23 protein-coding genes are annotated in these 25,896 nt (G+C 42.9%); 7 read left to right on the top strand and 16 right to left on the bottom strand.

The genetic code is table 11. The features are described 5' to 3' along the window. Nucleotides 1–102 precede the first annotated feature (102 nt). Nucleotides 103–441 carry a nitrogen regulatory protein P-II gene (glnB, locus tag AC5YB3_RS17195; RefSeq protein ID WP_028760911.1) on the bottom strand — a complete coding sequence of 113 codons (339 nt, stop codon included), beginning with the start codon at nucleotides 439–441 and terminating at the stop codon, nucleotides 103–105. Between the two features lie 243 nt (nucleotides 442–684). Here glnB and AC5YB3_RS17190 point away from each other — a divergent pair, with 243 nt between their 5' ends. Beyond that, nucleotides 685–1,197, top strand: coding sequence for a GspH/FimT family pseudopilin (locus tag AC5YB3_RS17190; protein ID WP_494525800.1), 513 nt, complete (start codon nucleotides 685–687; stop codon nucleotides 1,195–1,197). A gap of 149 nt (nucleotides 1,198–1,346) precedes the next feature. Next, nucleotides 1,347–1,841, top strand: coding sequence for a GspH/FimT family pseudopilin (locus AC5YB3_RS17185; protein WP_494525799.1), 495 nt, complete (start codon nucleotides 1,347–1,349; stop codon nucleotides 1,839–1,841). 91 nt (nucleotides 1,842–1,932) lie between these two features. Here AC5YB3_RS17185 and AC5YB3_RS17180 read toward each other — a convergent pair whose 3' ends face one another. The 12 genes from AC5YB3_RS17180 to murJ form a co-directional block, all read right to left on the bottom strand. Next, a complete protein-coding gene (locus AC5YB3_RS17180) occupies nucleotides 1,933–2,238 on the bottom strand; it encodes a TapY2 family type IVa secretion system protein (RefSeq protein ID WP_494525798.1) in 306 nt (101 codons plus the stop codon). Then, nucleotides 2,235–2,627 (bottom strand): type IV pilin protein, encoded by a 393-nt coding sequence (locus AC5YB3_RS17175; RefSeq protein WP_494525797.1) that lies wholly within the window; start codon nucleotides 2,625–2,627, stop codon nucleotides 2,235–2,237. Before AC5YB3_RS17175 ends, AC5YB3_RS17180 begins: the two co-directional genes overlap by 4 nt. Nucleotides 2,628–2,638: 11 nt before the next feature. Next, nucleotides 2,639–6,145 (bottom strand): pilus assembly protein, encoded by a 3,507-nt coding sequence (locus AC5YB3_RS17170; protein WP_494525796.1) that lies wholly within the window; start codon nucleotides 6,143–6,145, stop codon nucleotides 2,639–2,641. A gap of 2 nt (nucleotides 6,146–6,147) precedes the next feature. Beyond that, nucleotides 6,148–6,609, bottom strand: coding sequence for a pilus assembly PilX family protein (locus AC5YB3_RS17165; protein WP_006084981.1), 462 nt, complete (start codon nucleotides 6,607–6,609; stop codon nucleotides 6,148–6,150). A 12-nt stretch (nucleotides 6,610–6,621) separates the two neighbouring features. Beyond that, complete coding sequence (locus tag AC5YB3_RS17160) at nucleotides 6,622–7,590, bottom strand: PilW family protein (RefSeq protein WP_259215115.1); 969 nt, start codon at nucleotides 7,588–7,590, stop codon at nucleotides 6,622–6,624. Nucleotides 7,591–7,603: 13 nt separating this feature from the next. After that, entirely contained in the window at nucleotides 7,604–8,191 is a 588-nt protein-coding gene (gene pilV / locus AC5YB3_RS17155; RefSeq protein WP_259215114.1) for a type IV pilus modification protein PilV, read from the bottom strand. Nucleotides 8,192–8,376: 185 nt separating this feature from the next. Further along, nucleotides 8,377–9,306 (bottom strand): 4-hydroxy-3-methylbut-2-enyl diphosphate reductase, encoded by a 930-nt coding sequence (gene ispH, locus AC5YB3_RS17150; protein ID WP_170927454.1) that lies wholly within the window; start codon nucleotides 9,304–9,306, stop codon nucleotides 8,377–8,379. Nucleotides 9,307–9,334: 28 nt separating this feature from the next. Next, nucleotides 9,335–9,757 carry an FKBP-type peptidyl-prolyl cis-trans isomerase gene (gene fkpB / locus AC5YB3_RS17145; RefSeq protein ID WP_006080638.1) on the bottom strand — a complete coding sequence of 141 codons (423 nt, stop codon included), beginning with the start codon at nucleotides 9,755–9,757 and terminating at the stop codon, nucleotides 9,335–9,337. Then, nucleotides 9,754–10,269, bottom strand: a complete 516-nt coding sequence (gene lspA / locus AC5YB3_RS17140) for a signal peptidase II (RefSeq protein WP_011846081.1) — start codon at nucleotides 10,267–10,269, stop codon at nucleotides 9,754–9,756. The genes fkpB and lspA overlap by 4 nt, the downstream gene beginning before the upstream one ends. Nucleotides 10,270–10,278: 9 nt before the next feature. Continuing rightward, nucleotides 10,279–13,101: an isoleucine--tRNA ligase gene (gene ileS / locus AC5YB3_RS17135; RefSeq protein ID WP_012588326.1), complete on the bottom strand. Its 2,823-nt coding sequence runs from the start codon at nucleotides 13,099–13,101 to the stop codon at nucleotides 10,279–10,281. Nucleotides 13,102–13,133: 32 nt separating this feature from the next. Next, nucleotides 13,134–14,069: a bifunctional riboflavin kinase/FAD synthetase gene (gene ribF / locus AC5YB3_RS17130; protein WP_311988006.1), complete on the bottom strand. Its 936-nt coding sequence runs from the start codon at nucleotides 14,067–14,069 to the stop codon at nucleotides 13,134–13,136. 65 nt (nucleotides 14,070–14,134) lie between these two features. Continuing rightward, on the bottom strand, nucleotides 14,135–15,694 hold the full coding sequence (murJ, locus tag AC5YB3_RS17125) for a murein biosynthesis integral membrane protein MurJ (protein ID WP_494525795.1): 1,560 nt from the start codon (nucleotides 15,692–15,694) through the stop codon (nucleotides 14,135–14,137). Between the two features lie 252 nt (nucleotides 15,695–15,946). Here murJ and rpsT point away from each other — a divergent pair, with 252 nt between their 5' ends. After that, nucleotides 15,947–16,213 carry a 30S ribosomal protein S20 gene (rpsT, locus tag AC5YB3_RS17120; protein WP_006080633.1) on the top strand — a complete coding sequence of 89 codons (267 nt, stop codon included), beginning with the start codon at nucleotides 15,947–15,949 and terminating at the stop codon, nucleotides 16,211–16,213. Between the two features lie 63 nt (nucleotides 16,214–16,276). On the opposite strand, the gene AC5YB3_RS17115 is transcribed toward rpsT, so the two are convergent. Then, entirely contained in the window at nucleotides 16,277–16,573 is a 297-nt protein-coding gene (locus AC5YB3_RS17115) for an ArsR/SmtB family transcription factor (RefSeq protein ID WP_006084975.1), read from the bottom strand. A gap of 136 nt (nucleotides 16,574–16,709) precedes the next feature. Here AC5YB3_RS17115 and AC5YB3_RS17110 point away from each other — a divergent pair, with 136 nt between their 5' ends. Beyond that, nucleotides 16,710–18,116 carry a M28 family metallopeptidase gene (locus tag AC5YB3_RS17110; RefSeq protein WP_494525794.1) on the top strand — a complete coding sequence of 469 codons (1,407 nt, stop codon included), beginning with the start codon at nucleotides 16,710–16,712 and terminating at the stop codon, nucleotides 18,114–18,116. A 70-nt stretch (nucleotides 18,117–18,186) separates the two neighbouring features. Here AC5YB3_RS17110 and yaaA read toward each other — a convergent pair whose 3' ends face one another. Both yaaA and AC5YB3_RS17100 read right to left on the bottom strand, forming a co-directional pair. Next, complete coding sequence (gene yaaA, locus AC5YB3_RS17105) at nucleotides 18,187–18,960, bottom strand: peroxide stress protein YaaA (RefSeq protein WP_494525793.1); 774 nt, start codon at nucleotides 18,958–18,960, stop codon at nucleotides 18,187–18,189. 129 nt (nucleotides 18,961–19,089) lie between these two features. Continuing rightward, nucleotides 19,090–20,532 (bottom strand): alanine/glycine:cation symporter family protein, encoded by a 1,443-nt coding sequence (locus AC5YB3_RS17100; protein ID WP_494525792.1) that lies wholly within the window; start codon nucleotides 20,530–20,532, stop codon nucleotides 19,090–19,092. A gap of 433 nt (nucleotides 20,533–20,965) precedes the next feature. On the opposite strand from AC5YB3_RS17100, the gene AC5YB3_RS17095 reads away from it, so the two are divergent. The 3 genes from AC5YB3_RS17095 to tal all read left to right on the top strand — a co-directional run bounded on the left by AC5YB3_RS17095 (nucleotide 20,966) and on the right by tal (nucleotide 25,879). Continuing rightward, nucleotides 20,966–23,332 (top strand): phosphoketolase family protein, encoded by a 2,367-nt coding sequence (locus AC5YB3_RS17095; RefSeq protein WP_006084971.1) that lies wholly within the window; start codon nucleotides 20,966–20,968, stop codon nucleotides 23,330–23,332. A gap of 239 nt (nucleotides 23,333–23,571) precedes the next feature. Beyond that, nucleotides 23,572–24,672 (top strand): OmpA family protein, encoded by a 1,101-nt coding sequence (locus AC5YB3_RS17090; protein ID WP_494525791.1) that lies wholly within the window; start codon nucleotides 23,572–23,574, stop codon nucleotides 24,670–24,672. A 250-nt stretch (nucleotides 24,673–24,922) separates the two neighbouring features. Continuing rightward, nucleotides 24,923–25,879 carry a transaldolase gene (tal, locus tag AC5YB3_RS17085; RefSeq protein ID WP_494525790.1) on the top strand — a complete coding sequence of 319 codons (957 nt, stop codon included), beginning with the start codon at nucleotides 24,923–24,925 and terminating at the stop codon, nucleotides 25,877–25,879. The last annotated feature ends 17 nt before the right edge of the window (nucleotides 25,880–25,896 follow it).

The following is a 25,896-nucleotide window of genomic DNA, read 5'->3' as shown; positions in this document are numbered from 1 at the left end:
CTAACGATTTTGCATTAAAGATATTTCAGAAACTCAGCAGTACTTCCATCAGCTTAACCAACAAAAAAGGGCCACAGGCCCTTAGATTCGTTAGTCAGCAGTTTATACCGCTTCTTCGTTTTCTTCACCCGTTCGAATACGGATAACACGTTCAACATCAGTGACAAAAATTTTGCCATCACCAATTTTGCCGGTGCGGGCAGTTTCAACGATCACATCAATTGCTTGATCGAGCAGATCGTCCTGGATAACTAACTCTATTTTCACTTTTGGCAGAAAGTCCACCATGTATTCAGCACCACGATACAGCTCTGTATGCCCTTTCTGGCGACCAAAGCCCTTGACCTCAAGCACCGTCATTCCAGTAATACCAATTTCTGCAAGTGATTCGCGCACATCATCTAATTTAAATGGCTTAATAATGGCTTCAACTTTTTTCATTAAAAATTCCTCGTCCCTTGCAATAACATAAACAAACAGAATAACACTAGCTTACACGGGGTTAGGTTAATATTGAAGAGAATGTAGTGCTTTACTCATAAAACACAGTTTCTACAAAATCGCTTTTAGCACGTAATAGTCTAAAAAAAGCACTACAACAGTTACGTAAGATTTTATAATTACATTCTAGCCAAAACAAACACTCGCTCGCGGGATGCAAGCGCAAAATAACAAGGATTTGTTATGAAAACTCATCAAAAAGGCTTTAGCCTAATAGAACTTATCACTACGCTATCGATTTCAACCATCTTGTTCACTGTGGGTACACCATCCTTTACGGATCTCAGCGATCAAATAAGAGCAAATTCCAATATCAGGACTATACAACAAACACTCATGTTGGCTCGAAATACGGCGATTAGTTATGGGTATAGAGTTACTGTTTGCCCACTCGTAGATGGGAAATGCACTCAAAATTGGCAGAAAGGATTAACTGTATTCATAGATTCGGATACGGTAGAAACCTTAGATACTAACGACAAAGTCATTAGTATTATTGATGAGTTTGATACCAAAGACTTTTTAAAATACAACAAAAGCTCGATAAAATTTCAACCAGATGGATTAGCTTCAGGAAGTAATGGGACTTTCAAATACTGTCCACGGACCGTAGATAGCAAAAACTCCCGTGCTATTGTTGTTAACCAGGCTGGTAGGATTCGGTTTTCTACGGCTAAAAATATCAGTTGCGATTAAATTAATAGGTGTATTTCTGTTTTAACACAAGTTCAATTATATAAAAGCTTGAACAACAACTTATTGGTTATATTGAAAATATAGAATAGGTGCTGACCATTAGTACTCTCCTCGCATATACTTAGTTAAGTTTAAACGAGGATACCTATATGTTAGTCATCTCAAAAGGGTTCACATTAGTAGAACTGATGGTAACGATCGCTGTAGCGGCAATTTTATTAACAATAGGCGTTCCATCGCTTACGTCACTATACGAAGGGACACGCAGCACTAATGAAATTAGAAAAATTAGCGATGTGTTTGCCTTTGCAAGAAATCAAGCTGTTAACTATGGTGCTACGGTTACTGTTTGCCCATACGCTGCATCTCCATGCGGTACTGACTGGAATAAAGGATTCAGTGTTTATATAGAAAATGGAGGGGCAAAAAACGTACTGAAAGTAATTGATAGTTTTAATGAACATGATGTCATTTCACTATCGGGGCCAGCTGATAAAAAAGTGGACTTCACACCAGATGGCTTAGTATCAGTCGAAACATCAATAATTTATTGTTCAAACGGGAAAAGTGACGGTTCTAAAAGCCTTAAGATTAGTACTTCAGGTTTGATAAAAGAAGGCGCAGATGGGCAAAGCTGCACATAAACTAAGGGAGACTAAATCTACCGTTCACTACCCAAAAATATTATCATCCTTAAATCGTTTGTTGTTAACATTTAAGAAGACATCCCCATGTCTATCTAGGTGTTAACTTATCCAACACTTGCGCCTTCGTATTAGTAAATTCAGCGTTTAATGCGACACACTCTTCCGCACTATGGATGTAATATTTAGAGCCATCATTTGATTGATGAATAGTGCCAACAAGGCTCGCCATTCTTAAATTCATTTCACTAGTCTTCCAACGATAAAAGGCTATCTCAGCACTTTTTTTAGAAGTAATATAGCATTTAAAGTCCTGTTCGCTGACAGTAACGCTAGTATCTGCCCAAACTAAGTTAGGCAATAAAACGGCTACGATAACGAGGTTCACTAATTTCATTTCCAACACTCCGCACTCGGACCTTTTGCCCCAGTATCTGATATTGTTAAAGGAGAGCAAGAAGCATCACGGCTAGCCTGAACGCCCTGAGCAACAGCCTTAATCGTAAAGCTAGACGTCCCACTTGATGTCACTGAGTAGTGCTGATGCTCTGTCACATAAGGATTTGCGCCAACTAATTTAGTTAAATCAGTTGCATAGACACGATTATCTAAGTAATACTGCTCTTGTAAATTTGCAATACGCATTAATGCAGCCAATCCTTCCGACCTAGCACTCAATGCTATGTATTGAGTGTAGGATGGGTAAGCAATAGCAGCTAAGATTCCGATAATAACAACCGTTATCATAACTTCAATTAGTGTAAAACCTTTACATTGAACCTTCATAAATTAACAACTCATTCATTTATATGATAATAAATTTTATTCACCCCTAAACCAGAGGCCACATTTATCGTTCCACTATATTCACCATCTTTGTTTTTCTCACCCTTACCCACTCCAATAATATAAATGTAAGGATCCTTACCCGTTTCTGGTGCAGGGATAACAATTTGAGGTGTATCGGGTACTCGCTCACCAAGCTCAAAATACAACTGGGAGAAGGTTCTTGTTCCCTTATGAAGATCAAATACATAGAGCTTTCCCGATCCAGAAACTACACAGACGTTTTCGGCAACTGAATCTGCAGGTGGTGAGTAAGAGGTGAAATATACCTTCCCTTGCACAATTAAGGCGGCAGTTAAGCTCTTCTCTCCTAACCCAGAAAAATCATAAAACCAGCCTAGTTTTTTGCCAAAGCTAATATTATCAGTCTCCGAAACTGGTGCGCTAGAAGACACATCATAAAGATCATTGATAGTAATCACGCTTGGAATATCACTGCCAGTAAAACTTTTAGTCACCACATTCCTATCCTGCAACGTGAAAAACATATCATTCACTGTAGTACTAGAAGGATGAGGTCTGGCACCACTGCCTATTACAACTGCATCATAAGGAACATTTTGGTAGGTTTTGGTAGTTGTCGTTCCAGTACCAGTAGTAACCTTAACTTCAGCGAGGTTAGTAAACATTGTTTGTGCAACCACGGGCTCGGCAAAAAAGCGTCTATTGTCGTTATTACTCCCACCTAGCGCTGCAAATTTAAATGCGGTCCAACTACTCTTGCTAGCACTGGGCAAATCCATACGCCAAACATTACCACCAACGTCAGTTGCATAAATTCGATCAGTGTAACCATCATTATTACTATCAAGTATCGCGACTGAGTTTGGAATACTATCCTGAATATCAGAAAGTACTGTTGCACCAGCGGCAGAACCGCCAAATGAATGAATCAAAGTCCCCTTCTCTGCATCGACAATATACACTGCACGGCCAGCCGAAGCAGATGAAGGAATGGCATCAAAGCTTGTATCATAGCCACCACCAAAAATGAGTACAGGCTTTTCATAACCGACTATTTTTGTCACTATTGGTTCAGACCATGTTTGTCCAAGATCTGAAAAACCTTCGGTTGAAGGATTAATCGACCACATTAAAGTAGGACTGTCAGGATTTGTCACATTAAGGGCATAATAAGACGAACCTCCTCGACGCATGCCGACATAAACCCATGCTTTAATCACTTTACCTGTAGCATCCGTCTCAGTGTAAGCGACAGGTGATGAATCCATCCCATATACAGTGTGCACACCTGAAGGATCATTACTCCTTAGTTCTGTTAAATTAGGCAATAATTCATAGGGAATAAATCCCCAAGTTTCTGATACAGAGTCTCCCTCGTCTTTAAACATATGCAAAACACCTTGATTAGTGCCTAGCATAATACGAATATCAGTTGCTGTAGACGAACCAAAATTAAGAGCTAGCGGCTTAGAGTGAAGTGGATCCCCCATAACATCATTACGTTTATCCGTCGTGCTACCATCTTTGTTATCGTCATCAACATCTATCCCTTTAAGCCAATCGAATGTATTTGCAAGCTCATCTACACTAGTTCTCATGTAACTAGCTAACGCGGCATCACCACCTGCCGCACTTTGTGCATTAGCCAGCGTTAATGGCGTTAAACTTGACCCAACCCCTAAGTCACTTACAATTTTTCTTACCGATTGTGTCCTTATTTGCGCTGCAACGCCTCCTACCTCAACTTTATTACCGTCCTTTTGCGCATCGCAGTTTGACCATATAGTACAGGCGCCATCTTTAATATTCCCGTTATCGGCGATAGCGGCACTACCTTTACTATCAACCAGTGTTCCATCAGCTGTCACTTTTAATTTTTTTAAATTACCACTCCAACGAGGTCCTTTGCCAGGTAAAAACATCGCATAATAAGCTGCGTCAAATGTCTGAGTTCGGTCGAAGTTATTGCTGGCAATACTAGGAGAGGTGAAGCTTGAATCAATATTCAAAATATTCGATAAAGCATCATTCAGAGCATTCTGTAGTTCAATACTGTTCTGAGCTGCAAAATATAAACCACCACCTCTTTTTGCTGTCTCAGCGAGTAAAGGCGCGGCATCTTCTGCACCTTTACTAAAACCAATAGTATAAGTCCGAACATTTTGCATTTGCTCAGTATTTGAGCTATCCAGCTTATTGATTAAATCATTATTAAACATATAACTAGCCAAGGCTGGTAAATAACTTGCCGTATCTAAATTTTTAGAAAATGAAGAATAATCTCCATCTTTACTTCCTGTTGAGGTTAAGCTTATAACATCATTATTAGCACTTTTATCAACGGTAGGTGCGCCATCAGTGACATAAATAACATAAGCAATATCCGTGCATACTTTAAATGGACTCTCGTAGCCCCCCCCCTTCTCCACTAAACTATCATAAGGCGGCTTATTTCCTACATACGAGCCATAATCAGTATCACCATGACCATATTTAACTCCCTTACCTGCAAAGTAACGGTAAGCTTCATACATAGTCTCACATAGTGGTGTATTTGTTTTTGCCAACAAATTATCAATTGTAATTAGTAGACTTTCACGCGTACTATCTGTCATCTGAGTAATGCCAGAGACAATTCGACCACCGTCTCGGTTGCCTTCATTTGGATAATTATAGTTAAATACAGCAAGTCCAAAATCCACTGTTGGAGTTGAACTAATAATATTAGAAATCGCTTTCTTCGCAATTTCTAGTCTTGAAACTTTTACTGTTGGTAATTTCCCTGCTTTAGATAACCAATACCATCTTAAATAGTTGTCAGCGTAAAAAGTTACTGGCTGCCCAACGCCAAAGTCCGTATTTTTCGCTGCGGCTAAAGCATCAGCCCATGTGCTGCTGGGGGAGGATGAAATAAAATATGGATATGCCTTTTTTTTCCTACCAGATCCAGTAGTTAATCCATTTGCTGGAAATCCATCATAGTAAGAAGATGAGTTATTAGGATCTACTTGAGAAATATCTTCCCAACAATCTATTACGGAAATATTACGTCCATCTGTTTCAGGCAGTTCTTTCCAAACACCAGTAGTACCACTTGATGTGAACTCCCTTATATACCCCGTAAAACGACCAAACTCTGCTAATGCAGCTTTGCTTTGACTACATCCATTTAAACTTGCTTTAAAATAACGCTTATCAGAGCTAGTATCAGGGGTGGGTAATCCTCCACCGCCAACAGCATAATAAATAAGAGTATCACTATACCCAGAACCACTTACAGCTGGGTAGTCATAGTTAGGGTCATAATCTACAACCTGAGTAATTTCTTCAGTCGACATACTTCCCGAGTTATCAAATATGACAAGTACTTTCGGTCTTGCGCCAGTTCGAGTCGTCGACTCTTTTACATACAATTCAGTATCATCACCAAAGGAATAAGCCGACACAAAAGTCAGTACAAGTAGTGTAGAACAAGCCAGCTCTTTAATAATCATATCTAACTCCCAGTTAAAACTTCTTGCTCCACACCTGCGACTACAGTGAGCTGACCTAAATTATCCCGACCAAAAGCGGCAGTACTACTAATTTCAATCCGCCGACAACTGATTAAATTACCACTATTAGGCCTTGCACTGCGTTGACAACCGACATCTTTAGCACTGGTGACGACATTGCCAGCTCCATCAACTTCGTAAGGAATTGGCGTTAATGTTTGGTTAGAACCAAATTCAGCCACAGATGAAATCTCAGATAATTTGGCTAAGCTAGCGCCTTTATTTGCCTCAATTGCAGCTTCTAAACCGCCATCGGCAATAGACTTCGCTTCTATTCGTTCTGAGCCAGCTCCAGACATACGCATGGACTGGGTTGAATTAACAGCTAAAGCAACACCGATGATCGTCATAAGTAACAATACAATCAGAGCAAAAAATAACACTATTCCCTTTTGCTTTTTCATGTCACCAGCCTTCTAGTTTCTAATTAGTACAGGGTTAGCAAGTACCATAGTCGTCGAGACAATCTTGCGGCGATAATGATCATTCAAATTCTTAATTTCTTTATCGCCTAAAGTGTAAGTTGTTTCATTGGTATAACTTTTATCTTCATCGATAGCACGAACCAATAAAAAAACCCTTAATGCAACAAGCCGTTGAAATAATTCGTTATCCCACATTAATGTTGTTACATTTTCTGCTGGCATAAAACTATCGGCCGTATCATCTCCGTTACTATCAAAACCATAGAGAATACGCATATTCTCAATGCCTTCAACTAACTGCTCTTCGTTGTTCATGCCATTATTTTTAGTTAACGTTTTTCGACGCAAAACAGGTACGGAACCGTCATTTTTAATAAAATAGACATGATGTTGATATTCCCAAAAACGTGCATTTTCGAGCACAGGATTAGGTGGATTACCACCTTTAAACATCACTGCTTCACTCGAAGTTGCTGCCATATAAAAACGTTCACCATCTGGATTAGTGACCGGTGGCCCTACTAACCTTTTGATTTGAATTACGTCAGTATTCTGATTTACACCAGATAAGCAACTTAACGTATCTCCACTCTTACCTTCTTCGTATCCCCACAGACGTCTAAAATGTGCAGGTTCTGCATTAGGTAAAGTACCGTTATTTACGCCTGCACCAATGCAATCATTTGCAATACCATCCCTCAAGGTTATATTGGTCCCAAGTACAAAATCGGTTCCCGTTATGTCCCCCATGAAACCTAATTGGCTGATATCTCTTTCCATTAGTGATAAAGCAATTCGGCCATTTTCTTGTAATTGATTAAATTGGCTCGTCGTAATTACATTAGAAGAGGACATGCTAAACATGGCAAAAAGCCCAAGAGTGAGAAATAGGCCAATAACCATAGAGACCATTAACTCGACTAATGACATCCCTTTCTGGCTGTTTCTTGAATTGGCCATATAATTAATTAACCTAAATAATCACTGTCGAAAGAATAAAAAGCCGTCTACGCGTACCAATATCTTTTCCGCATTCACTACCTGAATAACTTGTACCCGCGCCCTCTCGGATCCCTCTCCACGCAACAGCAACTGTTACAGTTGAACCATTTACACTAATACAAGCCGTTGGTGAATCTAATCCCCCAACATTCTGACTATCTACAACTTCAGCTGCCCCCATAAAACTCTGCTCCCACTGATAAAGATCCCAAGCTTCTGTCTCTTCTGGAGTACATATATTCACGGCTCCAACTGCAACATCACAAACACTACCGGGTTTACCCAGAGAACCTGTGTACTCACCATCGTAATTGCCCAGCTGTGTTCTATTCAGCTTCATTCGATTAATAATATCGTTTGCATAATAGGAGGCTTGGGTTTGCTGAAATGACTCGAAGCTGCCACGCTTTGCAACGATATGTAGATTAAAAATACCGATTAAGCCAATGACTAAGATCACCAATGCAACAAGCACCTCAATTAATGAGAAACCTCGTTGAAAGTCCTTTTGTGTCAATCGTTCGAATTTAGCCATATTTTTGACAAGCTTTTCAGCCATTTACCCTTTAAAAATCTTAGTCTTACGACAAAAAATTACCAACAGTTAATAATAGATGAGTAAAATGTAAGTAGCCAGTAACAATAGCATATAAGCATTGACATCATTATGCCTTGAATGAATTTGAAGCAATAAAAAAGAGGCTTATCGCCTCTTTTTTATAAATAACTTAACATCACATAGATTTAACGCAGTTCGGCAGGCACCGCAAAGACAGTGTCTTCCTTACGTCCTTCGACTTCAGTCACCACACTAGGGGCGAGTTTCGCAATCGCTTGGACAACTTGTTGAACTAAGACCTCAGGTGCAGAAGCGCCTGCGGTAACAGCAACACGCGAAACATTATCGAACCAGCTTGATTCAACATCGTCAGCAGTATCCACCAGATAAGACTGGGTTCCGGTCTTCAATGCGAGCTCGCGTAACCGATTAGAGTTAGAGCTGTTTTTTGAACCAACAACAATCAACAAATCCACATCTGCAGACAGATTACGTACCGCATCTTGACGATTCTGTGTTGCATAACAGATATCGTCTTTACGAGGTCCTTCAATTGAAGGAAACCTTTTTTGCAACGCGGCAATAATGTCTAACGTATCATCGACAGATAAAGTTGTTTGGGTCACGAAGCAGAGATTGTTAGGATCGCGAACTTCGAGAGCATCTACATCGGCAGGCGATTCAATCAGATAAACGCCGCCGTTAGGATTATCATACTGACCCATAGTGCCTTCGACTTCAGGGTGCCCCTCGTGGCCAATCAAGATACATTCAATACCTTTACGGCTTGCACGCGTCACTTGAAGGTGCACTTTGGTCACTAAGGGACAAGTCGCATCGAAAACTCTCAACCCTCGAGCCTTAGCTTCTTGTCTCACCGCTTGAGATACACCATGGGCACTGAAGATAACAATGTTGTTATCCGGCACTTGATCTAACTCTTCGACAAAAACCGCACCGCGATCCTTCAAATTCTGCACGACATAGCGATTATGTACGACTTCATGTCGAACATAGATAGGCGGTGAAAACAATTCCAACGCCCGTTCAACAATACTGATAGCACGATCAACCCCCGCACAAAAACCACGCGGGTTCGCGAGCATAATATTCAAACTTGGGCTGGTAGGATCGAGTTTCATCTTAAAGTACCTTTACAACGTCCAGTTCAAAAGTGATCTTGTGCCCTGCCAGAGGATGATTCAGATCGACTGTGATGGAATCACCCGCGACATCACGGACGATACCCGGGATTTCACTGCCACCTGGGCCGGCAAAACTGACAATCACGCCAGCTTCTAAACTCATGTCAGCCGGAAAACGGCTTCTGTCTAGATAGTGAATAGCATCAGGATTCGATTCACCAAAGGCATCAATCGCTTCAAGGGTAAAACTGTGTTTATCGCCTTCAGCAAGCGTTGCCAATTGCGCCTCAAATGCAGGACTTAACGTACCATCACCCACATTTAATCGAGCTGGTTTACCCGAAGCTTTAGTGCTGTCTGCGGTTGAACCATCAGAAAGCACAATGTTCATATGGCATAGTAAAGATCGCGTCACAGTCACTTCTTAACCCCTTCGGCGCTATCTGTTTCAGATTTACCGCTTAAAAATGCATCCCAAATGATCAACACAGCACCAATACAAATCGCCGAATCGGCGATATTGAAAGCTGGATAATGGCTCTTAGCCCAAAAGAAATCGATAAAATCAACCACAAAACCGTGCATTAATCTGTCGACCAAATTGCCTAGGGCACCACCAATCACTAAGGTGTAAGCCAGATTCAGTTTCAACAACGAAGCGGATTGCCTACGCAACCACACTGTGAGTAGAGTACTGAATCCAACCGCAACAATCGTAAATAACCAACGCTGCCAACCACCGGCGTCACTTAAAAAACTAAAGGCGGCCCCGTAGTTACGTACATAAGTGAAATTAAAGAAAGGCAATAAATTCAGCGATTCATGCAAATCAAAATTGGCTAAGACCCATTGTTTAGATAGCTGATCGGCGAAAAACACCAATACAGCTACCCAATACCAACGTAAGCCACTGTCTTTCCAAGTTAATGGCATACAGATCCTTTACGCAAACAGACGAACTTCGCCGTCACCTTCAATGTTTGTTACGCAGCGAGTACAGAGTGTTGGGTGGGCCTCGATGGTGCCAACCTCTTCTCTGTGATGCCAACAACGCTCACACTTCTCAGCAGTGCTTGAAGCAACCAGTAATTTCAGTGACGCCAGCTCAGTTTCAACCGCTTCCGATGTCGCATCCGCTAAAGGCAAGACTTTCGCTTCAGAGGTCAATAACACAAATCTTAGCTCATCGCCGATATGGGTTAATTGTTCAGTCAACGCTGCATCAGCAAACAAGGTAACTTCCGCTTCTAATGAACCACCAATACGTTTATCACGGCGAGCTTGTTCAATCACTTTATTGACTTCGTTACGCACAGTCAGCAGTTGCTGCCAATAGTCGTCGCTCAAATCCGTCGCTAAGGTGACTGATTTCAAGCCTTGATACCATTCTTGAGTAAAGACATAGGCATCACGCTCGCCAGGCAATAGTTGCCACACTTCGTCGGCTGTGAAGCTTAGAATTGGCGCAATCCAACGCACCATGGCCTCAGAGATCAAATACAACGCAGATTGACAGCTACGACGCGCATGACCTTCTTGCTTAGCCGTGTATTGGCGATCTTTGATGATATCCAGATAGAAACTGCCTAACTCAACCGAGCAGAACTGCATTAGTTTTTGAGTCACAATATGGAAGTTATATTGCTCATAGGCTTCAATAATTTCCTGTTGCAATGCAGCAGCGCGGCGCACAACCCAACGATCTAACGCGACCATATCTTCAACAGCGACTAAATCCTTAGCAGGCTCGAAACCGTTTAAGTTGGCTAATAGGAAACGGGCTGTGTTACGAATACGACGATAGGCATCGGCGCTGCGATTTAAGATTTCGTCAGAAACCGTCATCTCACCACTGTAATCTGTTGCCGCAACCCATAAACGCAGAATATCGGCGCCTAATTTGTTGGTTACCGTTTGTGGCGCAATCACGTTACCGATAGATTTTGACATCTTACGGCCTTTACCATCGACGGTAAAACCGTGGGTAAGTACTTGCTTATAGGGTGCTTTGCCATTCATCGCGGTTGAGATCATCAAAGATGACATAAACCAGCCGCGATGTTGGTCGCTACCTTCAAGATACAAATCAACGCCGTGTCCGTGGAATTCAGGACGAGCCGCTACCACTGACGAGAAGGTTGAACCTGAGTCAAACCAAACGTCTAAGGTATCGGTTACTTTGCGGTATTGCTCAGCTTCGTCACCCAATAATTCTGCGGCATCGAGATCCCACCAAGCTTGAATGCCTTGCTGTTCAATACGGCTGGCTACACGTTCCATTAGCGACACGCTATCTGGATGCAACTCTTCTGTTTCACGATTCACAAACAGCGTGATAGGCACGCCCCAAGTACGTTGGCGTGAGATACACCAGTCAGGGCGGTTTTCAACCATTTTCTCAATACGACTTTGGCCCCAATCAGGGATCCATTGAGTCTGTTCAATTTCTTTCAATGCTTGCGTACGCAGGCCATGGTTATCCATAGAGATAAACCACTGTGGCGTCGCACGGAAGATGATCGGTGTTTTGTGGCGCCAGCAATGTGGATAGCTATGACGGTAAGCCACGTGATTCAGCAAGGCGCTCTTTTCTCTCAATAAAGCAACCACGTTATCGTTGGCTTTAAAGACATGTTGTCCCGCAAAATACTCGGTATCTGGCTTGTATACACCGTTGTCGCCAACAGGATTTGCCACTTCTAAACCATATTTTTGCCCAACCACAAAGTCGTCTTGACCATGACCAGGGGCAGTGTGAACGATACCAGTACCCGCATCAGTGGTGACGTGATCGCCTAAAATTGCCGGAACATCAAAATCTAAGAATGGGTGATTAAAGCGGACAAGCTCAAACGCTGCGCCTTTGGCAGAGCCAAGCACTGTATGGCTTTCCACGTTATAGCGAGTCAGGCAAGATTCAACTAATACTTCAGCTAAAATAAGCGCTTGCGTAACGCCGTCTTTTTCGAATTCAACTAAGCTGTAATCCAGCTCAGGACTCAAAGACAAGGCGCGGTTCGCAGGCAGAGTCCATGGCGTGGTAGTCCAAATCACCATAGAAACAGGATGTGAGTAATCGCTTACCCCAAACTTAGCCGCAACAGCTTTGCTATCGGCAGCCACAAACGCCACATCGATAGCAGGTGATGTTTTGTCTTCGTATTCCACTTCAGCTTCAGCTAAAGCAGAACCGCAATCAGTACACCAATGCACTGGCTTAACGCCTTTATGCAAGTGACCACTCTCAATCACTTTCGATAAAGAACGCACAATATTAGCTTCGGTTGAAAAATCCATTGTCAGGTACGGATTTTGCCAGTCGCCCAATACGCCTAAACGGATAAAGTCTTCACGTTGACCGTTAACTTGCTCGGCGGCGTATTTACGGCATTCTTCGCGGAATTCTGCCGCAGATATTTTTTGACCTGGCTTACCCACTTTTTGCTCAACTTTCAGCTCGATAGGTAAACCGTGGCAATCCCAACCTGGCACATACGGTGCGTCAAAACCAGACATGGTTTTTGACTTAATAATAATGTCCTTGAGGATTTTATTAACTGAGTGACCAATATGAATACTGCCATTCGCATACGGTGGGCCGTCATGCAAAATGAAGGGAGTACGGCCAATTCGGCTATCACGGATCTGCTGATACAAACCGTCTTTTGTCCAGCGCTCTAACATCTCTGGCTCGCGATTTGCCAAATTACCACGCATCGGAAACTCTGTTTCCGGCAAATTCAAAGTAAATTTATAGTCGCTCATTGATCCTATACCGTTAATTAAACTGATAAATTTCAGCCTGCATCATTACCAAATAAAGCTCTGGCTTCATTTGCATCATTTAAAATCTGTTGCTTAAGCGCATCCAATGAGTCAAAAGGTTGCTCATCACGGAGTTTAGCCACCAACTCGACCTCAACATGTTTGCCGTAAATGTCACCTTCAAAATCAAAAAGATGCACCTCAAGCTGACACACTTGACCGTTCACTGTCGGGCGGAACCCAATATTGGCTACGCCCTCATAAATATCGCTGTTATCCCAATAACATTTGACCGCAAACACACCGCGTACAGGCACAACATTGCGCTTTAAAGCGATATTGGCTGTGGGGAAACCAATGGTGCGGCCAATTTTTTGCCCATGCGCGACACGACCACTCAAGGTAAAAGGATGACCGAGCAAGCGTCTTGCTTGCTCAAGATTACCCTTAGCCAATTGTTCACGCACGGCGGTTGAGCTCACTCTTTGCGAGCCCAGCATAAAACTTTGGGTGCTGACCACAGTAAAGCCATATTGAACACCTGCCTGCACAAGCATCTCAAAATTGCCTTTACGGCCCTGACCAAAACAAAAATCATCGCCGACCACTAGGTATTTAACACCGAGTTTGCGGACCAACAATTCTTCAATAAAATGCTCAGCAGGTTGATTGGCAAAAGTGCGATTAAAGTTAACACACACTAACCGTTCAACCCCAAGTTCATCGAGCAACATGACTTTATCACGTAATAAACTTAAACGAGCTGGCGCATTGTCGCCGCTAAATAATTCCTGCGGCTGAGGTTCAAACGTCATCAACGTAGATGGCAGCGATAACTGCTTCGCCTTTTGCACTAAGTTCGCAATCACTTGTGCATGACCACGATGGACACCGTCAAAATTACCTATAGTCAATACACACCCGTGGTGGGATGACAAAATGTTATGTATACCGCGGATTAATTCCATAACTTTAGACAACTGCCAAGCGCAAATCGGCTGATTATATAACAGCTAGCGATGAGAATCAGCAATCAAACTCCCCGTTTCATTGACCAAGGACGAATTCCGAGCAAAAGCAGTCCCAACAAGTAACTTACTGCCCCCGCTAAAATCAAGCCTATCAAGGCTTTTGCACGCTCGAACAAATGCCAATCTAACCAAATTTGTTGCGAAGGTAAAAAGTAATACAAGACTACCACCATCAAGGCGGTAGAGACCACGGCTTTAGCAAAAAACACCATAGTCGGCCTAGAAACGCGATAAACGCCTGCTAAATGCAATCCTCGATAAAGTAAAGTGGCGTTGAGCAATGCTGACATTGAAGTCGCAATCGCCAGTCCAATATATCCAAAAGGAATAGCAAACAATAAGTTAAAGCCCATGTTGGTGATCATGGCGATAATGCCATAACGCACAGGGGTTTTAGTATCTTGGCGGGAGTAATAACCTGGTGCGAGTACTTTAATCAGCATAAAACTGAGTAAACCGCTACCGTAAGCCATTAGACTATAAGAAGCCATTTCAACATCATGCATCGAAAAAGCGCCGCGCATAAACAACACCATCAACATAGGTTTTGCGAGGATTATTAACCCCATCATGGCAGGAAGACCTAGCAGCAGAATCGCTTTAACCCCCCAATCCATCGTCAAGCCAAACCCCGCACCTTCAGCATTGACATGGTTTCGTGACAACGCAGGTAAAATCACAGTACCAATCGCGATCCCAAACAATCCTAGGGGAAACTCCAATAAACGGTCGGCATAGTAGAGCCAGCTTATCGAGCCCGTCATCAAAAAACTGGCGATAAAGGTATCAAATAACAGGTTAATCTGTGAAACCGATACGCCAAATAGCGCGGGGATCATCAAGGTTCTGATTTTCACCACTCCAGGGTGATGCCAACCCCACGAGGGTCTAACCAGTGCTTTTTCACGCAACAAAAAAGGAATTTGAAATAAGAACTGGATTAATCCGCCACAAAAAACGCCCCAAGCAAGGGTGATTTCGGGTTGAGTCGATGTTGGCGCATAAAATATGGCCGCAGTAATAATCGCCACATTGAGGAATACAGGGGTAAACGCCGAAACCGCAAATCGGCCTCGGGTGTTTAAAATCGAGCCAGCCAGTGCGGTAAAGGTGATAAACCACAAATAAGGAAAAGTAATTTTAAGCACTACGGTGGCGAGTTCAAATTTAGCGCCGTCGGGCTCATTGTTAAGCCAAGCGATAAACCAACCACCGCCAAATAAGGCTGATAACACAGGCGAAGCTACCACGCCCACAAGCGTCACAATCGTCACCAACAAACCTAATGTGCCTGCGACTTTACTCAGCAGGTCACGGGTTTCTTCCGCGGTATGTTTCTCTTGGTACTCAGTTAAAACAGGCACAAAGGCTTGTGCGAAAGCCCCTTCTGCAAACAAACGACGTAAAAAGTTAGGAATTTTATTGGCGAAGAAAAATACATCGGCACTTGTCCCGGCCCCCATCAAGTTAGCAACGACGACGTCCCGAACAAGACCTAACACACGGGATATCAATGTCATAGCACTAACAATCAGACCAGATTTTAATAATTTTCTACTCAAACGTCCCCCAGACCCATATCGAATTGATTAGGTGATACATCTCAAAAAATCGATTCAGGCTCTGTCACACTGCGGTAATAGCTGCTAGAATTGCGCCACATATTACACGAGTTGGGTCGAAGATAGCCAAGGCAGGTTGGATTAATTTATCTTTATGATGAATATTCAATCATAGTCATTGACAAAGTGACTAAATGCAGGCATATTCCTCGGCCTTTAAAAGTATCAAATCCAGTTTTTAGGAGTTGCACCTTGGCTAATAGCAAGTCTGCAAAGAAGCGCGCGCTTCAATCTGAAAAGCGTCGTCAGCATAACGCCAGCCGTCGCTCAATGTTACGTACATACGTTAAAAAAGTAATCGCTGCAATTAAAGCAGGCGATCACAAAACAGCAGCAGAAGCTTTTGCTGTTGCTCAACCAATCGTTGACCGTATGGCGACTAAAGGTCTTATTCACAAGAATAAAGCCGCTCGTCAAAAGGCACGTTTGAACGCTAAGATCAAAGCAATCGCTGCTTAATCTATAAAATAGCAAATGAAAAAAACCGGCAATTGCCGGTTTTTTTATATCTGAAAAACACTATTAATGACAATAAATGTTATTCAATAAGTGGATCATCTCCCGTACTTCATCACTCTTGAGCGAATAAAATACCGTTTGCGCTTCTTTGCGTGTGGTTACTAAATTATCTTTGCGTAACCAAGCAAGGTGTTGTGATAGTGCCGATTGACTTAAGCCTAATTTTTTATTCATTTCGCCAACGCACATTTCTCCTTCATTCAATAAATAACAAAGAATAAATAAACGGCGTTCGTTCGCGAGTGCCTTTAATAGCACTACGGCATGATCGGCTCGCTCCTGCATTAATTCAATATTCATTACGCACTTTCTCTCCTAAAACTAACCCCTGCGCTAATATAGCGTCGCCTTACGGATATAGTCGGGACATAAAGCACACTTTTTGCTAGATTGTTTTTAAAAATGGGACATGCTTAATAAAAATAAAGGAAATCTAATGAAGCCCTATCGAACTACACTTCTCTCGAGTCTTTTAATCGGGAGTTTAAGTGCGTGCCAAACCCAAGTAGAAACAGCCCCGACAAGTGAAGTCATTAAATTACAACAGACAGCATTAGCTTCACAATTAGGTTATGACATAGTCGAATCTCTCACGGTTGAAGTAGGTCCAAGACTAGCTGGAAGCCCAAAAGATATCATCGCCGTTAACTGGGCGATGAATAAACTGACCAGCCTTGGATTTGACCGCGTTTATAAAGAACCAGTACAAGTACCCATTTGGGAACGCGGTGAAGCCAAAGCTAAAATAACCTTCCCTGTCGAGCAGCCGCTGGTCATTACTGCGCTTGGTGGCAGCGTTGCGACACCAGCTGGCGGTTTACAGGCTAAAATCGCACGTTTTGATAGCCTAGAGGCACTACAACAAGCCAAGCCTGAAGACGTGCAAGGTAAGATTGCGTTCATTGACCAAAAAACCGAGCGCCACATTACTGGTGAAGGCTATGGCAAAAGTGTTGGCGGCCGCTCAAAAGGTGCCGTCGCAGCAGCGCAAAAAGGCGCAGTTGCTATCGTGATCCGCTCTATTGGCACAGATCATGACCGCATGGCCCATACAGGTGTTATGCGCTACCAAGATGACGTGCCTAAGATCCCTGCGGCAGCCATGTCAAACCCTGATGCCGATTTGGTCGATGCATTACTAAAACGCAATCCTGATGCTCTACTTGAGTTGCAGATGTCACCAAAAAACGCAGGCTTTAATACATCTTACAATGTCATTGCCGAAGTAACTGGCAGCAGTAAGCCCAATGAAATCGTGCTCATTGGCGCTCATTTAGATTCTTGGGATGAAGGTACGGGGGCGATTGATGATGGGGCGGGTGTCGCGATAGTGACAGCTGCAGCTAAGCACATTCAAGATCTTCCAGTAAAACCCGCTCGTACTGTCAGAGTGGTGCTATATGCCGCTGAAGAAATAGGGCTTGTGGGCGGTAAAGCCTATGCTGAAGCTCATAAATCGGAATTACCACTGCACTACATAGCTGCGGAATCCGATTTTGGGGCGGGCCGAATTTATCAAATCGATACTAAGGTTAATGAGAGCGCATTTGCAGAGGTACAGCATGCACTTAGCCCTATGTCATTCAATGGTGTCGCACTCGGCAACAACCAAGCTTCTGGCGGGCCCGACGTGTCAATGCTGCCAGTCCTAGGCGTACCAGTTGCATCATTAAGGCAAGATGGTCACGATTACTTCGATTACCATCACACACCGAATGATACCTTAGATAAAATTGACCCCGCCGCATTGGCTCAAAACGTCGCCGCCTACGCACAATTTGCTTATATCATGGCAAATTCAACCGCGACATTAACACCTTTAGTCATTCAGTCTGAAAAATAGATAATCGATAACATAATAGAGAGAACAGCATAAGCTGTTCTCTATCAATTAACATCTTATCGTTATTTAGCTATTGCTCTGCACGTAAAAATGTTGGATTTGTCGGTGAACTCTGCTCTTCACTATAGTAATAACCCGCGAGATTAAATGCTTTTAACTCAGCTAACGTATTCACTTTATTCGTGATGATATATCTCGCCATCATGCCCCTAGCACGCTTAGCAAAAAAACTGATCACTTTATATTGACCATTTTTACAATCTTTAAATACGGGTGAAATTAATTGCCCTTGCAGTTTTTTAGGCTTTATCGCTTTGAAATATTCATTAGAAGCAAGATTGACAATAATATCGCTACCACTTTCTGCAAGCGCTTTATTTACCGCTTGCGTTAAGGTATCACCCCAAAATTCATATAGATTTTTACCTTTTGGATTCGAAAGCGCCGTTCCCATTTCTAAACGGTAAGGCATGATTAAATCAAGCGGCCTTAGCAAACCATAAAGACCCGATAGAATACGCAGCTGCGACTGAGTCTGGGCGATTTCATCCTCAGATAAGGAATCAGCATCAAAACCTGTGTACACATCCCCTCTAAAGGCAAAAATGGCCTGTTTAGCATTATCTAAACTAAAGTCTGGCTGCCACTGTCCGAAACGCGCCGCATTTAAACCCGCAATTTTATCGCTCACCTTCATCAAAGTCGCGATATCTGAAGGAGTTAATTGCCGACAAACTTGGATCAACTCCTGACTATGAGTTAAGAAATCAGGCTGTGAATACACCTGCGTCAGTGGCGGCTGTTCAAAATCTAAGGTCTTCGCCGGCGAAACCAATATCAACATCAAAAACTCCCAACAGAAACAAAAAGACATGGCTATGATACTGAACGAACATAAAAAAACCACGCTTTAACGGCGTGGTCTTTTCGATTATGACAATCAGTAATACCTGTCGTCGATAATTTGGGTTAACTAAGGCTTTTTAACCGGCTTGAGACTGGCATCTTGCCAAATGTCATCATCGAGTTGATCCATTAATTCAGGGAACTTACTGCGGTCAAACTCTGGTGTCTTACCCGCTTTAACCTGTTCGCGATAATCATTGATGACGCGAATAGCCAAACCTGATAACAGTAAGAGGGCGATAATGTTCACTGTCGCCATTAATCCCATAGAAACGTCGGCTAAGTTCCACACCAGACTTATCTTCGCCACGGCACCAAACATTACCATGCCCAATACACACAAACGGAACAAAGGCAGTAATTTAGTACTGTTACCCATTAAAAACATCACGTTTGTTTCAGCGTAAGAGTAATTGGCTATGATTGATGTAAAGCAGAATAAGAAAATCGCTACCGCAATAAACGCCCCACCCCAGTCACCAACATGAGTAGACATAGCATTAATGGTTAATCGTATGCCATCGTCACTCGAGCCAATATCTCCTGATAGTAGGATTATTGCAGCCGTTGCAGTACAGATAACGATAGTATCCGCAAATACCCCCATCATCTGTACAAAACCTTGGGATGCCGGATGGTTCGGATTAGGCGATGCACTAGCCGCGACATTCGCCGCGCTGCCCATACCCGCTTCATTTGAGAAAAGTCCGCGTGCAATACCCGCTTGCATAGCCTGCGCGACGGTATAAGCCACGCCGCCAGCAGCCGCCTCTTGCCAACCAAAAGCACTCTTCACAATTAAGCTAATAATCGCAGGCAATTGATCTAGGTTGAAAATAACGATAATGAAGGCAACGATAATGTAGGCTAATGCCATGATAGGGACGATAAACTCAGAGACTCGTGCGACTTTACGCAGACCACCGACAATCACAAACCCACTGGCAATCACCAGTCCAATCCCGACATAAGTAGGATTAAACCCAAATACTCGCTCCATCGCTCCGGTAATCGTATTCGCTTGTACCGCGTTAAATACCAGACCAAAGGCAATGATCAGAAAGACGGCAAACAAAATGCCCATCCAGCGCTGACCTAAGCCTTTTTCCATATAATAGGAAGGACCGCCACGGAACTGACCGTTATGATCTCGCACTTTGTAAACCTGCGCTAAGGTTGATTCAACCATAGCGGTAGCCATACCTAAGATAGCGATAAGCCACATCCAAAATACCGCACCAGGACCTGCAGCACCAATAGCGACTGCAACACCAGCCATATTACCGGCACCGACACGGGCCGCCATACTGGTACAAAAGACTTGAAATGATGAAAGACCGCTATCGCAACCTTGGCGACTCATGGTCATGACTTTGATGGAATGTTTAAAGTGGGTTAACTGGATAAAGGCAAGTCTTATAGTGAAATAAAGACCAGCTCCTACCAGTCCATATACTAACAACTTACCCCAAAGTAGCGCATTCAAAAAATTAACTATGGTTTCTAACATATTATTTTACTTCTTCCCGTAGCAAATGCTCCTCTAATTGAATGGCAATTAGAGGTACAACATCTGTGGTGAATGAATCCTTCCAAGTTAAAGGTAAGAATTTCGGTAGATTTATTTTTTCAAATTATCCTTCCGTGAATTTACAACATCACGGCTACCGAATTCAACGCAGCAAAATAGCACAGTATTCGAAATTGCTCATGTGATCAAGCTCGCGTTTGCACAGTTAAACGCCATCAACATCACGCCTCACAACATAAGCTAAGCCACTGTTAAAGCTACATTAACAAAATCGCGAAGTTGATCTATTATTTTTAACAGTAAAAACAACTTTTAAAATTTGGATGTAGGGCACATTTTTGTAATAAAACTACAAATATAGTATCCACATAGAAACTTCAATCATCTCTTGTTTGTTTTAGTGAGGCTTTATATGACACAAATACATGAAATCAATGCTCTGAAAAAATATGTCAGAGCGACTAACTTTCTTGCGACCTCGCAGATTTATCTCAAACAAAACGTCTTACATAAACGTCCACTTGCCCATACTGATATCAAACCACGTTTACTTGGCCACTGGGGTACCTGCCCTGGCATTAACTTTGTTTATGCCAACATTAACCGATTGATAGTGAAACATAACCGCTCGTTCATCTATTTAGTTGGTCCTGGCCATGGTTTCCCAGCAGTACAAGCTAACTTATTCATGGAAGGTTCATTAAGTCATTTCTATCCAGAAACGATCCCCTACAATGAAACCGGTATCGAAGATATTTGTAAGAAGTTTTCCGCCGCTTATGGCTATCCTTCACATGCAAACCCAGAAGCTCCAGGACAAATTCTTGAAGGTGGCGAACTAGGCTACTCACTTTCTGTAGGCTGGGGCGCAGTACTCGATAATCCAGATCTGATCGCCACCGTCTTAATTGGTGACGGTGAAGCAGAAACCGGACCATTAGCCGCGTCTTGGTACGCAAACCGTCTAGTCTCTCCTGCCACAAGTGGTGCAGTATTACCGATTGTGCATATCAATGGCTATAAAATTTCAGGCCCTACCCGTATGGGACGCATGAGTCATGAAGAACTGGATCTTGAATTCCGTGGTCTTGGCTACTTCCCAATTATCGTTGATAACGAATTAGAAGAAGATATCTATGTGCAGATGACGAATGCCATGGATACCGCTTATGCCATGATCAATGATATCCAACGTCGTGCCCGTAGCGGCGAAGATGTAGTTAAGCCTAAATGGCCAGTGATTTTAATGCGCACTGCCAAAGGTTGGACCGGTGTCAGTGAGTATAAAGGTAAGAAATTAGAAGGTAACTGCGAATCACACCAAGTGATCGTCAATAAATGTGCCACAGATAAAGGTCATCTGGATGCACTCGACAATTGGCTTGCCAGTTACCACTTCCAAGAACTTTACCAAATGAATGATAAAGGCGAGCTGATTTTTGATGCCGACATTTGCTCATTAATTCCACCTAAGCAACTTGCCTGTGGTCGTCAACATCTCACCTATGGTGGTGAAGTGGTTAGAGCGTTAACGAACCCTGATCTCGAAAAACTCAGCTACGGCCCAGAAGTACCACGTGGTCACCGTGGTTATTCAATGTTGAAAATGGGTGAATGGATGCGTGATGCATTCAAGCTAAACCGCGATCAACGCAATCTACGTATTTTCAGCCCTGACGAAACCTATTCAAATCAACTACAAGCCGTATTTGAAGAAACCGATCGTGCATGGCAATGGCCAATTGAGAGCTGGGATGAAGACATGTCCCGCGAAGGACGAGTGATTGAGCTCCTTTCTGAAAACTTGCTCTTTGGTATGTTGCACGGCTACACAGTAACTGGTCGCCACGGCATGTTCCCAACGTATGAATCATTCTCACAAGTGATCTCATCGATGGCTGACCAATACTGTAAATACGTCTATGCAAGCCAAGGTGTGCATTTCCGTAAGCCACTGCCTTCATGTAACGTCGTATTATCTTCGCTGCTTGAACGCCAAGACCATAATGGCTACTCGCATCAAAACCCGTCTTTCCTTGGGGCTATGCTAGAGAAGCATCCAAAAATTATCTCTGCTTATTTACCAGCAGATGCTAACAGCACCTTGGTTTATACTGAAAGGGCTTACGCTGACCGCGACAAACTCAATATTCTTGTTGCAGGTAAGAAAGAGTTACCACAATGGTTGAGCTTGGAAGAAGCGCGTAAACAAGCAAAAGATGGCGTGATGGTGTGGGATTTCGCCTCTGATGAGAATCCAGATATTGTGCTGGCAGGTTGTGGTGATTACGTCACTCAAGAGTGCATGGCCTCATTAGTATTGATCAGAGAACTCCTTCCAAGAGTCAAAATTCGCTTCGTTAGCGTCACCGAATTAAGCAGTGATGGCTTAGGAAGCCGCAAATTTAAAGAAAAACCTTGGTTAATGGACGAAATATTTACCCAAGATAAAGGCGTGGTATTCAACTACCATGGTTACCCAAATACGATTAAAAAGTTAATATTTGATTACAAAGGCAGCCGTCGCTTCAGAATTAAAGGCTATGAAGAAGAAGGTTCAACAACCACTCCATTCGATATGGGCGTTCGTAACGGCACATCACGTTATCACCTAGTGATTGATATGGCTTACAAACTGTTCCAACAGGGCGTTATTGATGAAACTATGCACGTTTCAATCACCACAGACATGCTACAGAGACTAGTTGATCACCGCAACTACATTAAAGCGAATGGCGTCGACCCAATAGAAATTGAGAATTGGATATGGACACGTTAATACTCACACAAAATTAACAAAACAGTTCATTTTAAAGGCATTCCTCGGAGTGCCTTTTTTTACGTTAAAAAACAACTTACAGAATGGGTAACTATAAAAAGGAAATTCTTAGCACTAGTAAAATTTAACAAACCAAGTGATAATTAATCGCTGGCTACAATACCAAAGGATCCCCACATTAAGTGCTAGCAATGTTTTGCACACATAAAGCAAGACATATTGGTGGAGAATCATAAATAATGGAATTGGAGAACATGATGAATCATAAATTAAAATTTGTACTGCTTGCCTCGCTATTACCTTTCACTGTATCAGCGGCTCAAGAACTCACTCCTTGGTATGTTGGCGCAGGTTTAGGCGTTAACAACTATGAACATATCGCGACCCAGAATGGTCAAGATGACCCATATGCATGGGATGTATTCGCAGGCTATATGTTCAATGATTACTTCGGCGCTGAAATCGGCTTCCGCGATTTGGGTAATGCTGATTGGACCAATGGGGCCACCAGTAATGATGCTGGCGTGAAAGGTTCAACGCTAGGCTTAGTAGGTATCTGGCCACTAGCCAATCGCTGGAGCTTATCAGCTGAAGCGGGTGCTATGTATTATTCACTTGAGAATACTCAGAACGGTACTAACAAATACAGTACAAACGACTTTGCTCCATATATTGGCGCTGGTGTGGGTTACAACTTCACAGATAACCTGAAGTTACAAGCTAAATATCGTCGTTATGAAAACCTGGATGACGATTACAACATCGTTCAAGCTGATAGCAACTACTGGGGCTTAGAATTAAGCTACCGCTTCGGTTCTCCAGCAGTTGCAGCACCTGTTGCTGCAGCGGTTATCGCAGCAGCACCTGTTGACTCAGACAACGATGGCGTCTATGACGACAAAGACCAATGTCCAGCCACACCAGCAACACATAAAGTTGACTCTGTTGGCTGTACCATTTACGAAAACGTAAAAAATAAAGAAGACGTGGGTTCAATCCAGTTTGCTAACGATTCAGCTGTAGTTAAGCCTGTTTTCTACAAAGATATCGAAAGACTAGCTAACTACCTGAACAAGAACCCAGAGTTCACTGTTGAAATCGCTGGCCATGCCTCAAACGTAGGTAAACCAGAGTACAACATGGTGCTTTCTGACAAACGTGCTGACGCCGTTGCCAAAATTCTTGTTGAGAAATATGGTATCAGCCAAAGCCGCGTAACTTCTAACGGTTACGGTGTGACTCAGCCACTAGTTGCTGGTGACTCGAAAGAAGCCCATGCTGCTAACCGTCGCATCGAAGCCGTTGTGACAACTACAGCTAAACAACCTGTTCTTAAGTAATATTACTTATTGACGTAAAAAAGTCGCTGCTTGCAGCGACTTTTTGTTTTTATGGGGTATACACTAGGAAAAGCGATGCCCTCTACCACAGCCAAGATGAGAGCCTGTATCTCATGCCAAACCTAAATAGACATAAAATTGTCATTTTTGTAATTTTTTTACATTCAAGGTTGGAAAAGTTGGCAAAATCGCTTCTAATAGTCATCAGTGAATTCCGAGTTAAGACTGCTACCTGAGAAGGATGTTTTTCATGGCCAATACATTAGAGCAACTCAAGTTATATACCACTATCGTCGCTGACACTGGCGACATCGAAGCGATTAAACGCTACCAACCTGAAGATGCGACAACCAATCCATCACTCATCTTGAAAGCGGCTCAAATTCCTGAATACGAATCCCTCATAGATAACGCTATCGATTGGGCAAAATCACAAAGTGCCGATCTCGCGCAGCAACTTGATGATGCCAGCGATAAGCTCGCCGTTAATATCGGTGTGGAAATACTGAAACTCGTTCCTGGACGTATCTCAACTGAAGTTGATGCCCGTTTATCATTCGATAAAGAACAATCCATCGCTAAAGCACATAAGCTGGTTCGCCTCTACAAAGAAGCGGGCGTTGATAAATCACGTATTCTGATCAAACTTGCTTCAACATGGGAAGGCATTTGTGCCGCTAAAGAGCTAGAGAAAGAAGGCATCAACTGCAACTTAACTCTGCTATTTAGCTTTGCCCAAGCACGTGCTTGCGCCGAGGCTGGTGCTTATCTAATTTCGCCTTTTGTAGGCCGAATCCTTGATTGGTACAAAAAAGATACAGGTAAAGACTACGATGCCGTAAATGACCCAGGAGTCATTTCTGTTACCGAAATCTATAATTATTACAAACAGCATGGTTTCAATACTGTCGTTATGGGCGCAAGTTTCCGTAATATCGGTGAAATCATCGAACTAGCAGGCTGCGATCGTCTCACGATTGGCCCTTCTCTGTTAGAAGAACTGGCTAGTTCGCAAGTCGACATTACTCCTAAACTGGTTCCGGCAAGCAGCACTGTTGCGGCCGAAGCCCCATTGACAGAAGCGCAATTCCGTTGGGACTTTAACCAAGATCCAATGGCAGTAGATAAGCTTGCGGAAGGTATTCGAAACTTTGCCATAGACCAAGGCAAACTCGAAGTGATGCTCACGGCTAAGCTCGCAAACTAAGCATTCTGGAGACAGTG

This window comes from Shewanella sp. 1311 (assembly GCF_059338235.1).
The sequence above is the reverse complement of the archived record's forward strand: the minus strand, read 5'-3'. Positions and strand labels throughout refer to the sequence as shown.